Origin of the sequence: Providencia xihuensis, assembly GCF_041953405.1 — a bacterium.
In the GTDB taxonomy this organism is placed as follows: Bacteria; Pseudomonadota; Gammaproteobacteria; order Enterobacterales; family Enterobacteriaceae; genus Providencia; species Providencia vermicola.
In genome coordinates this window covers 971,769-987,586 of the sequence record NZ_CP169565.1, presented here as the reverse complement: position 1 = coordinate 987,586, position 15,818 = coordinate 971,769, and the positions used below count along the sequence as shown (strand labels likewise).

At 42.2% G+C, this 15,818-nt stretch carries 17 protein-coding genes and 1 tRNA gene; 12 read left to right on the top strand and 6 right to left on the bottom strand.

Annotation, left to right across the window (positions count from 1 at the left end):
- Positions 1-2: 2 nt before the first annotated feature.
- The 8 genes from gshB to hemW all read left to right on the top strand — a co-directional run bounded on the left by gshB (position 3) and on the right by hemW (position 6,028).
- Positions 3-950: a glutathione synthase gene (gene gshB / locus ACE2AL_RS04290; RefSeq protein WP_206084735.1), complete on the top strand. Its 948-nt coding sequence runs from the start codon at positions 3-5 to the stop codon at positions 948-950.
- A gap of 75 nt (positions 951-1,025) precedes the next feature.
- Positions 1,026-1,589, top strand: a complete 564-nt coding sequence (locus tag ACE2AL_RS04285) for a YqgE/AlgH family protein (protein ID WP_206084734.1) — start codon at positions 1,026-1,028, stop codon at positions 1,587-1,589.
- The gene (gene ruvX / locus ACE2AL_RS04280) at positions 1,589-2,008 is read left to right on the top strand and encodes a Holliday junction resolvase RuvX (protein WP_206084733.1); all 420 of its coding nucleotides are present in this window, start codon (positions 1,589-1,591) and stop codon (positions 2,006-2,008) included. Before ACE2AL_RS04285 ends, ruvX begins: the two co-directional genes overlap by 1 nt.
- Positions 2,009-2,155: 147 nt before the next feature.
- On the top strand, positions 2,156-2,848 hold the full coding sequence (locus tag ACE2AL_RS04275) for a YggS family pyridoxal phosphate-dependent enzyme (RefSeq protein WP_272539822.1): 693 nt from the start codon (positions 2,156-2,158) through the stop codon (positions 2,846-2,848).
- Between the two features lie 13 nt (positions 2,849-2,861).
- The gene (proC, locus tag ACE2AL_RS04270; RefSeq protein ID WP_272539821.1) at positions 2,862-3,683 is read left to right on the top strand and encodes a pyrroline-5-carboxylate reductase; all 822 of its coding nucleotides are present in this window, start codon (positions 2,862-2,864) and stop codon (positions 3,681-3,683) included.
- Between the two features lie 18 nt (positions 3,684-3,701).
- The gene (locus ACE2AL_RS04265; protein WP_206084730.1) at positions 3,702-4,286 is read left to right on the top strand and encodes a YggT family protein; all 585 of its coding nucleotides are present in this window, start codon (positions 3,702-3,704) and stop codon (positions 4,284-4,286) included.
- A 16-nt stretch (positions 4,287-4,302) separates the two neighbouring features.
- On the top strand, positions 4,303-4,896 hold the full coding sequence (gene rdgB, locus ACE2AL_RS04260) for an RdgB/HAM1 family non-canonical purine NTP pyrophosphatase (protein ID WP_206084729.1): 594 nt from the start codon (positions 4,303-4,305) through the stop codon (positions 4,894-4,896).
- Complete coding sequence (hemW, locus tag ACE2AL_RS04255) at positions 4,889-6,028, top strand: radical SAM family heme chaperone HemW (protein ID WP_375084042.1); 1,140 nt, start codon at positions 4,889-4,891, stop codon at positions 6,026-6,028. Before rdgB ends, hemW begins: the two co-directional genes overlap by 8 nt.
- A 141-nt stretch (positions 6,029-6,169) precedes the next feature.
- On the opposite strand, the gene ACE2AL_RS04250 is transcribed toward hemW, so the two are convergent.
- The 5 genes from ACE2AL_RS04250 to trmB all read right to left on the bottom strand — a co-directional run bounded on the left by ACE2AL_RS04250 (position 6,170) and on the right by trmB (position 10,164).
- Complete coding sequence (locus ACE2AL_RS04250) at positions 6,170-7,120, bottom strand: siderophore ABC transporter substrate-binding protein (protein WP_206084727.1); 951 nt, start codon at positions 7,118-7,120, stop codon at positions 6,170-6,172.
- A gap of 205 nt (positions 7,121-7,325) precedes the next feature.
- Positions 7,326-8,057 carry a DUF2884 family protein gene (locus ACE2AL_RS04245; protein ID WP_272539819.1) on the bottom strand — a complete coding sequence of 244 codons (732 nt, stop codon included), beginning with the start codon at positions 8,055-8,057 and terminating at the stop codon, positions 7,326-7,328.
- Positions 8,058-8,084: 27 nt separating this feature from the next.
- A complete protein-coding gene (gene glsB / locus ACE2AL_RS04240) occupies positions 8,085-9,011 on the bottom strand; it encodes a glutaminase B (RefSeq protein WP_206084725.1) in 927 nt (308 codons plus the stop codon).
- 104 nt (positions 9,012-9,115) lie between these two features.
- A complete protein-coding gene (locus ACE2AL_RS04235; RefSeq protein WP_206084724.1) occupies positions 9,116-9,445 on the bottom strand; it encodes a YggL family protein in 330 nt (109 codons plus the stop codon).
- Complete coding sequence (gene trmB, locus ACE2AL_RS04230; protein ID WP_206084723.1) at positions 9,445-10,164, bottom strand: tRNA (guanosine(46)-N7)-methyltransferase TrmB; 720 nt, start codon at positions 10,162-10,164, stop codon at positions 9,445-9,447. Before trmB ends, ACE2AL_RS04235 begins: the two co-directional genes overlap by 1 nt.
- Before the next feature lie 294 nt (positions 10,165-10,458).
- On the opposite strand from trmB, the gene mutY reads away from it, so the two are divergent.
- From mutY to ACE2AL_RS04210, 4 genes are all read left to right on the top strand, one after another.
- Entirely contained in the window at positions 10,459-11,511 is a 1,053-nt protein-coding gene (gene mutY, locus ACE2AL_RS04225) for an A/G-specific adenine glycosylase (RefSeq protein ID WP_272539817.1), read from the top strand.
- A gap of 10 nt (positions 11,512-11,521) precedes the next feature.
- Entirely contained in the window at positions 11,522-11,791 is a 270-nt protein-coding gene (locus ACE2AL_RS04220; protein ID WP_206084721.1) for an oxidative damage protection protein, read from the top strand.
- Positions 11,792-11,845: 54 nt separating this feature from the next.
- Positions 11,846-12,919 (top strand): membrane-bound lytic murein transglycosylase MltC, encoded by a 1,074-nt coding sequence (mltC, locus tag ACE2AL_RS04215; protein WP_206084720.1) that lies wholly within the window; start codon positions 11,846-11,848, stop codon positions 12,917-12,919.
- A 176-nt stretch (positions 12,920-13,095) separates the two neighbouring features.
- Positions 13,096-13,171: transfer RNA gene (locus ACE2AL_RS04210), tRNA-Phe, on the top strand.
- A 102-nt stretch (positions 13,172-13,273) separates the two neighbouring features.
- Here the strand turns inward: ACE2AL_RS04210 and ACE2AL_RS04205 are convergent.
- A complete protein-coding gene (locus ACE2AL_RS04205; protein ID WP_272574355.1) occupies positions 13,274-15,484 on the bottom strand; it encodes an extracellular solute-binding protein in 2,211 nt (736 codons plus the stop codon).
- Positions 15,485-15,818: the final 334 nt, after the last annotated feature.

Below are 15,818 nucleotides of genomic sequence, written 5' to 3'. Positions count from 1 at the left end.
AAATGATCAAGCTCGGTATAGTGATGGATCCTATTTCATCCATCAAAATCAAGAAAGACACCAGTTTTGCAATGATGTTGGAAGCTCAGCGTCGTGGTTACGAAATCCATTATATGGAAATGAATGACCTTTATTTGCACCAAGGTGAGGCTCGCGCACAGACTAAAATTGTCACCGTCGAAGAAAATCCTGCGAAATGGTACGAATTCCATGGTGAACAAGATATCGCCCTCGGTTCCCTTGATGCGATTTTGATGCGCAAAGATCCGCCGTTCGATACCGAGTTCATTTACGCAACCTATATCTTAGAACGCGCAGAACAAGCAGGTTCATTGATTGTGAATAAACCGCAAAGCCTGCGTGACTGTAATGAAAAATTATTCACTGCTTGGTTCCCTGAATTAACGCCAGATACGTTAGTGACTCGCAGCCCGCAAAAATTAAGAGAATTCCATCAAAAACATGGGGATGTGATCTTCAAACCCCTTGATGGCATGGGCGGTGCATCGATTTTCCGTTTAAAACAAGATGACCCTAACGTGGGCGTGATCATCGAAACATTGACAGAACATAGCTCCCGCTATTGTATGGCTCAAAACTTTTTACCTGCCATTAAAGAGGGCGATAAGCGTGTGTTAGTGGTTGATGGTGAGCCAGTGCCGTACTGTTTAGCGCGTATTCCAGCGCAAGGTGAAACCCGTGGTAATTTGGCCGCAGGTGGTCGTGGCGAAGCGCGTCCTTTAACAGAAAGTGATTGGGCAATTGCGCGTGCCGTCGCGCCAACATTGAAAGAAAAAGGCTTAGTGTTCGTTGGGTTAGACATTATAGGTGATCGCCTGACTGAAATTAACGTCACAAGCCCAACCTGCGCTCGTGAAATCGAAGCGGCTTTTGATATTTCTATCACAGGTATGTTGATGGATGCCATTGAACGTCGCTTGAAAAAATAAGCAATAAAACAGGCTAAAAAGGCGATTTCTGCCTTTTTAGCCAACGAATTCAATAAAAATGAATGGAGTTTAAGTTTGAATCTACAAAACCATTTTCTTATTGCCATGCCATCCCTCACAGATCCTTATTTTGAGCAATCTGTAGTGTATGTGTGTGAGCACAACGAAAAAGGCGCAATGGGTTTAGTCATTAATAAACCCATTGATGACTTTTCAGTTGATACCATGTTAAGAAAGCTTGAAATTACGGTATCCGATAAAGTCAATAAACGTAACCTACAACGCCCCGTGATTGCTGGTGGCCCGGTTGCAGAAGAACATGGTTTTATCTTACATACACCAATTAGCGGCTTTTTATCTAGCTTGCATCTTAATGATGAAGTGATGGTCACTACGTCGAAAGATATTTTAGAAACTCTTGGTAGCGATCACTCGCCAGAAAACTCTTTAGTCGCCTTAGGTTATTCCAGTTGGGAGCCAGGTCAACTAGAGCGAGAAATCATGGAAAATAGCTGGTTGACAGTTGAAGCATCCCCTAAACTCATTTTTGATACGCCAATTAACGAACGTTGGGCTGCGGCTGCCAATTTAATTGGTGTCAATATTCATACGATTTCCATGCAAGCGGGGCATGCATAATGTCAGGAAGAACGCTATTAGCCTTTGATTTCGGAACAAAAAGTATTGGTGTTGCTATTGGACAAGAGATCACAGGTACAGCACGCCCATTAACATCACTTAAAGCCAGTGATGGTCGCCCTGATTGGCAACAAATCGAAAAGTTACTTAAAGAATGGCTTCCTCAGTTGGTTATTGTCGGCCTACCCCTTAATATGGATGGCACCGAGCAACTGGTCACCAGTCAAGCGCGTAATTTTGCCAATCGTATTCATGGCCGTTTTGGTGTTAAAGTCGAATTGCACGATGAACGACTTTCCACGGTTGAAGCAAAAGCAGGCTTATTTGAGCAAGGTGGCTACCGCGCATTAAGCAAAGGAAAAGTGGATTCGGCTTCCGCTGTGGTGATCCTTGAAAGCTGGTTTGAGCAACATAGTTAATTTTGCACAGTTTTGAGGTTATTTTTCACGGAAATCTCATGCAAAGGTGCCGTTCTAACGCGAATTGCTTTACACTATGGTCAACAGTCACTATTCATGCACTCTGTGAATAAAATAGTTTTGAATTAAACCATAATGAATAAATACATGACCATTCAAAATAATATCTCTGATGTTACCGCACGTATTCAAACTGCTGCCGAAGAATGTCATCGTTCACCCCAAGACATTACGCTGCTGGCTGTCAGTAAAACCAAGCCTTGTGAGGCCATTTTAGAAGCCATCGAAGCAGGCCAGCGCCAATTTGGTGAAAATTACGTCCAAGAAGGCGTTGAGAAAATCCAATATTTCGCAAATAGAACTGACCTTATTTGGCATTTTATCGGCCCATTACAATCCAATAAAAGCCGTTTAGTCGCTGAACACTTTGATTGGTTCCACACGCTTGACAGAGCTAAAATTGCTCAGCGTCTGAATGACCAGCGCCCTAGCAATAAAACGCCACTAAATGTACTCATCCAAATTAATATTAGCGATGAAAACAGCAAATCTGGCATAACATTAGGTGAGGTTGCTAAGCTTGCTGCTGAAGTCGCAACTATGCCAAACCTTGTATTACGAGGTTTGATGACGATCCCTGCTCCTGAATCAGACTATGACCGTCAATGTGAAGCGTTTCGTCAAATGGACAACGCATTTAAACAGTTACAAACTACTTACCCAACAGTCGATACCCTATCGATGGGAATGACTGACGATATGCGCGCCGCTATTCACTGCGGTTCAACCCTTGTTCGCATAGGAACCGCGATTTTTGGTGCGCGCCAATATCATCAATAATAAGGAGAACAGAATGCAACACCGTAAAATTGCTTTCATCGGCGCTGGAAATATGGCTCACGCTATCATCGCAGGGCTTGTTAGCAATGGTTACCCCGCATCAATGATCACCGTTTGTTCTCCAACCCCCGTGCGCCGCGATAAAATTGCCGCACAATATGGCATTATTAGCAGTGATGATAACCTTGCTGCCGTTAAACAGGCCGATGTCATTGTATTAGCAGTAAAACCACAAATGATGAAAGAAGTCTGCGAACCCCTGCAAAATGCCACTGATTTTGATAACAAACTGGTGTTAACCATTGCCGCAGGCATCCCAGCAGAGCGCTATAACGATTACTTTGCACATCAACTGAATTTAGTGCGCATCATGCCAAATACCCCATCCTTGGTTGGTAAAGGCGTAAGCGGGTTATTTGCGCAAGCCAAAGTGACTGAGCAAGACAAACAATTTGCGCAGGAATTAATGCAAAGTGTCGGTTCAACGATTTGGTGCCAGAAAGAGCAAGAAATCAATAATATTATTGCAATTACAGGTAGCTCCCCCGCTTATTTCTTCTTATTTATGGAAGCGATGCAACAAAAAGCAGAGCAACTCGGTTATGATGCAGAACAAGCACGTGAATTAGTGTTGAATGCCATTGAAGGCTCCGTTGAACTGGCGAAATCCCAGCACGACACGGCTTTTTCAACCTTACGTGAACAAGTCACCTCTAAAGGCGGTACCACCGCGATGGCTTTAGAGCAATTTTACAACGAAAACCTTCCGCAAACTGTTGCTAACGCGATGCAAAGCGCCATCAACAGAGCAGAAGAAATGGAAAAACTTTTTTAATTAATCGCGGAACTTGCCATGCAGACTTTAGTATTTGTCGTTACCACTCTGATCCAGCTGTATATTTTTGTGTTATTGCTCCGCGTTTGGATGCAGTGCGTTCGTGCGGATTTCTATAACCCATTTTCCAAGTTTGTGGTCAAAGCCACACAACCGATTGTCGCGCCGCTACGCCGTGTGATCCCTGCGATTGGTTCAATTGATACGGCGTCTGTTGTTGTTGCTTTTGTTTTAGCCATTGCCGCAATTATTTTTGGCATGTGGGCAACTAACTTACTGCCTATCTTAGGCGTAACGATTCTCCCAATGGGGATCATTTTATTACTAACGTATGCAGGTAAATTGATCTTCTGGATGATCTTGATCCGCGCCATCCTCAGCTGGGTAAGCCAAGGCCGTAATCCTGTTGATTATTTATTATACCAATTAACTGAACCGCTAATGGCGCCAATTCGCCGTATTATCCCAGCAATGGGTGGGTTAGATTTCTCAGCAATGATTGTGATGTTTATCTTAATCGCCCTGAATTATTTGCGTGTGGATATTTCCCTGATGATTGACCCATCATTGACCGCAATGATGTATTCCATTGGTATTATGTAAAAACGAGTTTTAAACGATGCAAAAAGTTGTTTTAGCGACCGGGAATCCGGGCAAAGTAAATGAATTAGCCGACTTACTTCGCGATTTCGGTATGGATATCGTTGCACAAACTTCATTGGGTGTTGAATCTGCAGAAGAAACAGGTTTAACCTTTATTGAAAATGCCATCCTGAAAGCTCGACACGCGTCGGCACAAACGGGTTTACCCGCTATTGCTGACGACTCAGGAATTTCGGTTGATGCCCTTGGTGGCGCGCCAGGGATCTACTCTGCCCGCTACGCTGGTGAGGAAGCAACTGACGAGCAAAACCTCGTTAAGCTATTGGATGCAATGAAAAATGTGCCTGATGACCAACGTCAGGCGCAATTTAACTGTGTGCTGGTGTATTTGCGCCACGCCGAAGACCCTACGCCATTAGTATTCCATGGCCGTTGGCACGGTATTATTACCCGCGAACGCAAAGGCCAAGGCGGTTTTGGGTACGATCCTATCTTTTACGTACCAGAGCTTGGCTGTACCTCTGCAGAGTTAAGCAAAGCAGAAAAACAAGCTGTTTCCCATCGTGGTAAAGCCTTAGCAATGATGCTGGATGCTCTGAAGAATGCATAAGTTGCCACCACTGAGCTTGTATATCCATATTCCTTGGTGTGTGCAAAAGTGCCCTTATTGTGATTTCAATTCGCATACTCTAAAAGGAGAAATCCCACAAAAAGAGTATGTTGAGCACTTATTAGCGGACTTAGATATTGATGCCAAATTAATTGCTGATCGCCCTGTTAAAACGATTTTTATTGGAGGGGGAACACCGAGTTTGCTGACGGCTGAAGCCATGCAAGCATTGATGGATGGTGTTCGCGCACGAGTTCAATTAGACCCAAACGCAGAAGTCACCATGGAAGCCAACCCTGGAACCGTAGAAGCAGACCGGTTTGCAGGCTACCAGGCTGCGGGAATCAACCGTATTTCAATCGGCGTACAAAGCTTTGGTAACGATAAGCTGATCACTTTAGGCCGTATTCATGGCCCTGATGAGGCGAAACGTGCAGCAAAATTGGCCACTCACCTCAACTTACGCAGCTTCAATCTCGATTTAATGCATGGCTTACCCGCACAAACGCGCGATGAAGGCTTGTCAGATTTAAAACAAGCGATTGAACTTGCGCCGCCACATTTGTCTTGGTATCAGCTAACTATCGAGCCCAATACACAATTTGGTTCAAGGCCACCAACGCTGCCTGATGACGATACCCTGTGGGACATTTATACCGAGGGTCACAAGCTACTCAGTGCAGCGGGTTATGTACAGTATGAAACCTCTGCCTACGCAAAATCGGGTTATCAGTGTGAACACAACCTCAATTACTGGCGCTTTGGTGATTATCTCGGTATTGGCTGTGGTGCTCATGGCAAAATTACCTTTGAAGATGGGCGGATTTTACGTACGGTAAAAACCAAACATCCTCGAGGTTATATGGAAGGTCGGTATCTTCAGCAGTCTTATGATGTAGAAGCCGAAGATAAACCATTTGAATATTTCATGAACCGCTTTCGGTTACTTGAGGCCATGCCCCGTCAAGAATTTACCCAATACACAGGTTTGCCCGAATTAACTGTAAGGCCTGCTCTTAATGAAGCCTTAGCCAAAGGGTATATCACAGAAACTGATGATGAATGGCAAATTACAGAACATGGAAAGTTATTCTTAAACTCGCTGTTGGAGCTATTTTTAGGCGAGGAATAATAACCAAATCAGTGAACTAATGAAAGCCCGCGAGAGATAACATTCTGCGGGCTTTTTATTAGAGATAAAAATGAGATCGACAAAAATAACAATAAGGGTATTTCATATTGCCGCTATCGCTAGGACAACGGCAGATATTCATTAAAGCGCGTTAACAACAGCATTAACTTGTTCTGTTAAGCTGACAAAGCCACCACCTGATAAATACCAAAGGTCAGATTGCAGGTAAGTGATCTTACCGTCTTTGTATGCTTTGGTTTCTTGGATATTGCTGTCTTCAAAGACCGTTTTTTCTAATTTCCCAGCACCGATAGCTTCACTGCGGTCAACAATTAAGATGACATCAGGATTTGCTTGCGCAATGGTTTTGGTATCGACAACACGGCGTTTTGATTTATCCGCATTTTCATCAATCTGCAATTCTGCACGCTGTGCTTTTACCACATCATAAACCACGGCTTGGTTATTTGGGATTAATTTGCCGTCATTGTGCATCAGTACTAAGACTTTTTTCTTAGAATCAGCCGCTTTTTTCTGAGCATCTGCAATGGTTTTGTCTAACTGAACGAGCTGTTCATCAACGGCTTTTTGATTACCGTATAAATCACCAAGTACGGCTAAGTTTGCTTTTACTGATTCAATATAATGTTTGCTGTCAGAACCTAAATTAATGGTCGGTGCAATTTTGGATAAGGCTTCGTATGATTTCCCCTGACGCCCCGTGATGACGATTAAATCAGGTTTTAATTGCTCAATTTTAGCCAAATCAGGCTGTTTCATGCCACCTGCATTTTCCATTGATGCTGGAATACTGCCTTTCACATAAGCAGGCGCATTTGCCGTCGGTAAAGCCACCACGTTATCGCCTAAACCCAGTTTTTGCATTGAGTCGTATACACCGAAGTCAAATAAAACCACTTTTTTAGGTTTTTTAATAACTTCTGTTTCACCCGATAAATGCTTAATTGTCACTTTTTCGACGCCTTGTGCAGTGACAGCATTTGGAGCAAAAGCAGCAGATTCAGCACCAAGCGCTAAAGGAGCAGAGAGTGACAATACAGAAACAAGTAAAGCAGGAATGAACTTTTTCATTTAAACGATCCCAATTAAGTCATTAAGCCAAACTCGCATTGTAAAGAGAGAGGCCTACATGTCAATCAAATAAGAATCAATTTCATTTTCATTCCCATTAATGGAACTAAAATCACATTTATAAATCCACATAATAACCATCATAAATAAAAAAACAGCCATGCAGTTAATACAGGGCTGTTTTTAAGAAATATAGATAAATGGATTATTTGGCTTTTAAGGAATTCAATAAAGAAACCCGTTGTTGCTCAATGCCAGTGACTTTTGAACACACTTGAACACCAAACAATTGGAAGCTTTTCTCTTGTTTTTTCCATTCTGTTTCAAGCTCTTGCTGCAAACCACCTAGATTGCCCAGCATGCCTTGTAGCGCTTGGTTAGCATCACCACCTGATAACAGTTGCTTGCGCCCCATTTCGTTGATGCTATCTTGTAAAATACCGCCCAAGCTTTCATTCACCAACTGCTTGCCTTTTGTTTCCGCATTTTTCATCGCTTCATGATGAAAAGCATAGCCATTCGGACGGGTTTCAATAATTTGGTTGATTTGGCTATTCAGGTCTTTTTCTAGCTTAGTCAAACGTTTACGTACATTACTGTCGCTGCCAATGACCTTAACAACGACTTTATCTACCGTTTCACGTGACGTTGCCAGTTTTTTCTCAGACTCTTGTTTTATCCAAGGTAAATCATTACGAATTGCCGATTGATAACGGATCGCTTGCTGTTTTTGAGCCTCAGTCGCCGCAATATTTTTGCCGTTTAACGTGATCTCACCATTAGGTGTAATCACTAAATCGCCACTGCGACCAACCACTCGCACGCTTTCTGGCGTCATGAAAATATCATCGTTCGGTGTCACTGAGCAGTTATAATCCGCAGCTTGGCTCGCTGCACTCGCTAACAGTGAAAATGCAATTAATGTACGGCGTAACATAACATCTCCTAGAAGGCGTTGAATTAATTAGAAAACAGAACGCCCAATTCGTTTCGATAATAGCTCTAAAGCAGCGCAACCCACCAGAGAATTCCCTGCTGCATCGAGTTCAGGTGACCATACCGCCACAGTAAATTGGTTAGGGACAACACAAACAATACCGCCGCCAACACCTGATTTCCCTGGCATTCCAATACGAAATGCAAATTCACCAGAGCCATCATACATTCCACATGTCATCATCAATGCATTGATTTGCCTTGATTGTAATGGGGTAATAATGGGGTCTATGGAGCAAGATGACATTCCTTGCGATGTTAAATAGGAGAAACATCTCACTAATTCAACACAGTTCATACTTAGAGAGCAATAATGAAAATAAGTTTCGAGCACCGTCAAAACATCATTTTCAAAATTACCAAATGATTTCATTAAATAGCCGATTGCTGCATTACGGCTTGCATGTTCCATTTCAGAGCGAGCAACGGTTGTATCGTAGGTAATATCAGGCTCACACGATAATTTTCGAACAAACTCTAGCATACGTTGTTTTGGCGCACTTAAACGCGACTGCAACATATCTGCAATCACAATCGCACCTGCATTAATAAACGGGTTTCGTGGGATACCTTTTTCCATTTCAATTTGAATTAATGAGTTAAATGGTAGCCCTGATGGCTCTTTGCCAACACGGCTCCAAATTTCATTTTCTTCGTAGCGCGTCATCGCCAATGTCAGGCTCAGCACTTTTGAAATAGACTGAATGGAAAAACGTTGATAGGCATCCCCTGCGGTGAAAACCTCACCGTCAATGGTGGAAACGGCGATACCAAGATGATGAGAAGGCACACAACCTAGCGCAGGAATATAGTTGGCAACACAACCTTGGCCTATTAGCGGCCGAACTTGGTCTAGAATGTCGTTAAGTAGCTGGTTAGAAAACATAGCACTCAAAACTTTTACTCCAGAAAATAAAGGCACCCAAAACTTGGATGCCTCTTCAAACACTGAGAAACTCAGCCTATTTATTTAGTGTGATTTAATCAACCAAAAAGTGATTATTCCCACCAAACATCAAACAGTTCAGAAACAACAACGTCGTTCATCCCTTTTGCTTTTAACCAATTTTCAACGATTTGACGGTGTTCTTCGGTACATTTACCAATTTGCTGTAGGCAAACAATCCCTTCCCAGCTCAAGTAGCCGCTTGCTTCGAATGCTAAACCGTTTGGTTCAATAGCTTCAGCAATCAGTTGGTCAACGGTAGTGTCAACTTCTTCGATCGGTGTACCTTCTTTAAAACTCCATTTAACCGTAAAACCTAACTCTTGGAATTCATCCAAACGCATTTTTTTACGTAAACGACGACTACGTGGTTGTTTAGCCATTATTTGGTCCTCTCAAACATTAAATCCCATACACCGTGCCCTAACCGCTGGCCGCGCTTTTCAAATTTTGTTTCTGGTCTTGATTCTGGACGAGGAACATAATCACCTGTTGGTGATAAATTTTTATACCCTTCGACACTCTTCATGACATCAAGCATATGTTCTGCATACGGCTCCCAGTCGGTCGCCATATGGAAAACACCACCAACCGCTAATTTACTGCGAATTTTTTCAGCAAATGGCACTTGAACAATACGGCGTTTATTGTGTTTTGCTTTATGCCATGGGTCAGGGAAAAATAACTGAACCATCGCAAGGCTTCCATTGGGCACCATGCAATCCAAGACTTCAATCGCATCATGGCACATCACACGGACATTACTGACGTTTTCTTCTTTTGCCGATGCTAAGCATGCGCCCACACCTGGCGCATGAACTTCAATGCCTAAAAAGTTTTGCTGTGGATTTTGCGATGCCATAGTCACCAATGAGGCGCCCATACCAAACCCAATTTCCAGCGTCACTGGGTTTGAGTTACTAAATACTTTGGCGAAATCAAAGGGTTCATTGATAAAATCAATCCCCATTTCAGCCCATTCTTTTTCTAATGCGTCTTCCTGACGTTTTGTCAGACGCCCTTGACGGCGGACAAAACTACGGACACGGCGCATAACCCGCCCTTCTTCATTATATTCGGGGGAGATAACATTATTGATCATAATAAAGGTTCTAAAAAATAGTTGCCCAATTAAGTTAATGTGCCAACGATCAAGTTCTATAAGGCTAGTAAATAGCAATTATGTTTAAATTACCCTTGCTAATTCAAACCATTAGATTAATTACCTAACAGTAATCGCAGGGTAAGAGTAGGAGTTTAGCAAAACTTCAACAAGGATGCAGTTGATAATTGGCTAACTTTACACTAAACCACACAATAAGCGGTTTACAGCCTACCGCGTCTATGTTGCAATCCTTAGCATTATTAAAAAATCGATAAAAAAATAAAGTGTTCAATGGAAGCTCAACAATTTTCTCATGCAGTGCTCGACTGGTATCACAAATATGGACGCAAAACATTACCGTGGCAGCAGGAAAAGTCCTCTTACCACGTATGGCTGTCTGAGGTGATGCTGCAACAAACCCAAGTCAGTACCGTTATCCCGTATTTTGAGAAATTTATTTCTCGTTTTGAAGATATTACCGCCCTTGCCAACGCGCCATTGGATGAGGTTTTACATTTATGGACAGGCCTTGGCTATTATGCCCGTGCCCGCAATTTGCACAAGGCAGCAAAAGTCGTTGCTGATCAGTATGGTGGGAAATTCCCAACCACTTTTGATGAAGTGTTGGCTTTGCCCGGGGTTGGTCGCTCTACGGCTGGCGCAATTTTATCTCTGTCCCAACAGCAACATTACCCTATTTTAGATGGCAACGTAAAACGCGTGCTGGCTCGTGCTTATGCCGTTGATGGCTGGCCCGGGAAAAAAGAGGTAGAAAACCGCCTGTGGGAAATTAGCACCGATGTCACGCCCAATGATGGCGTAGAATATTTTAACCAAGCAATGATGGATTTAGGCGCGATGGTTTGCACCCGCAGTAAACCAAAATGCGAGCTTTGCCCACTTAACTTTGGCTGTGTTGCCTATGCCAACCATTCATGGCAAAACTACCCAGGGAAAAAACCGAAACAAAAAATCCCTGAAAAAACCGCCTGGTTTTTAATTATGCAACATGAAGACAATGTCTGGTTAGAGCAGCGTCCCCCTTCTGGTATTTGGGGTGGGTTATTCGCCTTTCCACAGTTTGAGTCTTCAGAACAATTAACAGCATGGTTAGCGGAATCAGGCCTTTCTTATGACTCTCCTGAGCAGTTAATTGCCTTTCGCCACACGTTTAGCCATTTCCATTTAGATATTATCCCTGTAAAAGTTAAGATTCAGGCATTTAATTCTGCCATGGATGAAGGCAAAGGACTCTGGTATAACTTACACCTAGGCGCAACTATCGGCCTTGCCGCCCCAGTTGAAAGTTTATTAAAACAGCTCGCCTTACTACCTGATATTTGAGGAAATTTTAATGAGTAGAACGATTTTTTGTACATTCTTACAACGTGACGCAGATGGGCAAGATTTTCAACTTTACCCAGGTGAGTTAGGGAAACGTATTTTTAATGAGATTTCTAAAGAAGCATGGAGCCAGTGGATGACGAAGCAAACTATGCTAATTAATGAAAAGAAACTCAATACAATGAATCCAGACGATCGTAAGATGTTAGAACAAGAAATGGTCAAGTTCTTATTTGAAGGCCATGATATTCACATTGACGGCTATACACCTGAAAAATAATCTGTCTGTCTACCTACTCTGTAGGTAGACTTTTGCACCAATACTGTGAATCGTATGAAAAAACTATTTGCGCTGAGTTTATTGATCCCGCTACTTGTTTCGTGTTCCAGCAACCAAAAAACGGACTTCAACCCTGATTATGTCAAAGACACCAATGGATTTGATATTTTAATGGGCCAATTTGCCCATAATATCGAAAATATTTGGGGAATTAAGGAAGTCCTCATTGCGGGGCCAAAAGATTACGTTAAATATACAGATGAATACCGTACACGTAGTCATATTAATTTCGATGCAGGGACGATTACAGTTGAAACCATTTCCGCTGTAGAGCCATCGCAACACCTCAAAAAAGCGATTGTCACCACCTTATTGATGGGCGATGACCCTAACTCCATCGACCTCTATTCTGATATTAACGATATCCCCTACAGTAAAGAACCATTTTTATTTGGCCAAGTACTCGATAACACAGGGGAAGCGATTCGTTGGGAGTGGCGAGCAACAAAATTTGCAGATTATCTGATAGAAAACAAAATACAGCGCCGCCAATCTGGCATGAATATCGTTTGGTCAGTCACGATGCAATTAGTGCCTAACCACCTAGACAAACGCGCCCACAAATATTTGCCGTATATTAAAAAGTCATCAGCAAAATATGGCGTTGATGAGTCATTAATCCTTGCAATTATGCAAATTGAATCGAGCTTTAACCCTTATGCCGTAAGCCGCTCAGATGCACTTGGTTTGATGCAGATAATGCCAAACACGGCAGGTAAAGACGTTTTCCGCTCACAAGGAAAGTCCGGTGTGCCTAGTCGCAGCTATTTGTTTGATCCAGAAAAGAACATTGATACGGGGACTGCCTATTTGGCTATCTTGCAAAACAGCTATTTAGGCGATATTCGCAATCAAACCTCTCGCCGTTATGCTGTTATTACCGCATACAATGGCGGCGCAGGCAGTGTCCTGCGAGTGTTCCATAGTGATAAAAAGCAGGCAGCTCAGCGTATTAACAATTTAGAACCAGGTGAAGTGTATGAAACGTTGTCCACTAAGCACCCAGCTGCTGAGTCACGTAATTACCTCATTAAAGTGAACAAGGCACAGAAAAAATATTTGCGCTAACATTGGCGAACAGATGAAAATCACCCGTTAAACAGCGGGTGTTCTTCATTACCCAGATATTTTTAGGGCATTTCGTTTAAAAAGTAGCTAAGGTGTTGAAAAAAAGCGCATACGGTCGAAAGTTTTTATAATGCGCCTTGACTCAACTGATGGAATCAGGTTTAATACGTTCCGTTGCCCGGATAGCTCAGTCGGTAGAGCAGGGGATTGAAAATCCCCGTGTCCTTGGTTCGATTCCGAGTCCGGGCACCACTATTTAAAGAAACCAGCCTAAAGGCTGGTTTTTTGCTTTGTAACGCTTATCAAAATTAACAATGCAACTTTTACCACATTGCGCTCACCAATCCCCCCACTCTATCGTTCCCCTTGGGTATCCACTAATAAACGCTGATTAATGTATTCAATGGTTTCTTCTATTGTCATGATCTTATTCACCACATTAGTAATCCCTTGACCAATGATCACTTCAGCTTGGCGCAAATTAAATAACTTACCGTTTGGAATGGAGGATTCGCGGATCCCGCGGTTAATCTCTTGATAAGCCAGTGGCATCCAAGGGTAGCGATGGCAGATTTCTTGGTTATGGCTGAAATCTTGGTGGTTACTATTCCCACCCAATAAAATAAGATGATCCATCACGATAGGTGAATAGAGCCAACGATAAAATTGCTCTGCATAATGTGATTTTTGGCTATAACGAGATACTCCGAGCGCGCCTCCCCCGAGTTGTGGAAGCCCACCTGGCACAGAGGCATAACCAATTTTTGGAAAAATATCGCTATGAGCCACATCATTAAACAGATTCATATAGGCAATTAACATAGCAAGTTCACCTTGCTCGAATTGCCTAACGGATTCGCTCCACCACTTTTCATGGATATTTTCAGTGACAGAAACTTGGTGTAGATAATCGCTTAACACTTTGCCCGCCAAAGGCATTTCTAATCGAGGGATACCATCACCCTCAATTAACCGCCCACCTTCTGCATAGTAGCGCAGCAAATATTCACTTGCTATTAAGCCAGCACTTCCCAATGTTGTTGATGCACCAATTGGGCGAGAAAATTGCCCTTTTTCATGCTGCTCTGTAAAAAACTGTGTGACTTGGTCGTATTCGTGAAAACTCGTCGGCACAGCCAATTCATTGCCTGTTTTCTCGTAATACCTACGCCTTAGGATCGGGTCTTCAAACAAATCTTTTCGATAAAACAACAACTGGGCACTAGCATCAAATGGCATAGCATAAGCAGTGTCCCCGACTAAACTAAATTTTTGTTGGGTTGGTTTGGAAAAGCTGCTTAATAAATCCGTTAAGCCGTTCCCGACATTATCTAGTGGCTGTAATATTCGCTCTGCAAACCAAGGAAAACAGGCCATATCAATCCGCAATAAATCATAATAAGGATGTAAATGGAGCTGTCCCAATATTTGGTAGACTTCGTCATAAGGATGTATGGCTAAATTAACCTTAATGCCCGTTTGGCGATAAAAGTGGGGTAAGAGCTTTTTGAGTGCATTTGTCGAAGGACTTGGCAAAATAAGGAGATTCAAACTCGGCTCATCTTTATTAACAGTACTAAGTGCTGGTGTTGCAGTATAAAGGTTGCCACTTTGGTTACGCACATAAACAGTGTTTGCCCCCAGATTCTCGCTTTCCAGTTCATCCTCTTTCATTAGCTCATCAACAACCTCTAACCCTAGCTGCGCATAATTCATCGGAAAACAGTGTAGCCCTTTTAATATTGGGGGAATATTGCCACTTAAGGCAAAAATAGCAGGGCAATCACTGTTGCTACCAAAAAAACTGGCTTGAGTTAAAAAACTTGCCTTTTCAATATCTTCAGCAACAAACAAGTCTGGTGTTTGGTCTAAGGTGAAAAAATCAAATGCAGCTTTATAGGATTCATCATTCGATGCTCGGATCACAATATATTTTTTATTTGGTGCACACTGCTTGAGGCTTTTTTGTAACTCACTCACAAACGTTGAATGTTCTAACTCACCATGTTCATCGCTGAAAATCCCCACCAGTTGACTGCGGCTGGTCGCAATTTGTTGGCAAATCGCCTCTGCTGCTTGAGAAAAATCTAACGTGAAAAAATGATGGGCATTTGCTGGTTGGCGATAAATAAACACAATCTGAGAAGCAGGTAATTTTAATGTATCAAAATAAGTGTTCGCGTCTTGCAAACAACTCACAGCAACCACCTGTTTATATCCACCCGCTGCAATTTTTTGTAATGCATCTAACTCTGTTGTTTCAAGATCATCCGTCAAAAATAGATCATAGGTTATCTCGGGGTACAAAGAGATTGATTGCCTAAATGAATTAAAAAAGATTGCGTATTTATCGGACACTAACTGCGGTAATAGTATCGCGATTTTGTGGCTTTTATTGGTTCTCAACAATTGCGCTTGTGTATTGAGCTGGTACCCCATTTGCTTTGCTGCTTTATAGACAGCTTCAATTTTCTCTACACTCACATTTCCACGTTTATTCAAAACGTTAGAAACCGTTCCATGAGAAACACCCGCCAATTTTGCAATGTCTTTAATTGTTGCCATTTGTCTTTTCACCTTAATTGCTTCTCGCAATAGCATACCTGAATTATTTATCACGACCACCGATAATTAATTTGAACCTTCCAAAATAAATATGCAGATAAAACAATCAAATAATGGAAAGTATTAACATTCGATACACACAAAGCAAAAAATAAAAAATATAACTATTAATCAAGTAGATAATTATTTTAATTTGAATGAGATCACTGATCTGAATATCTGTCATTGGCAAACTAATCTCACCAAATTATCATTGGAACGTTCAAATAATAGTTTTATCGATTTAACACCAGCACCAGGGATTTAATAACCCAAAATAAAACAATAAGATAAA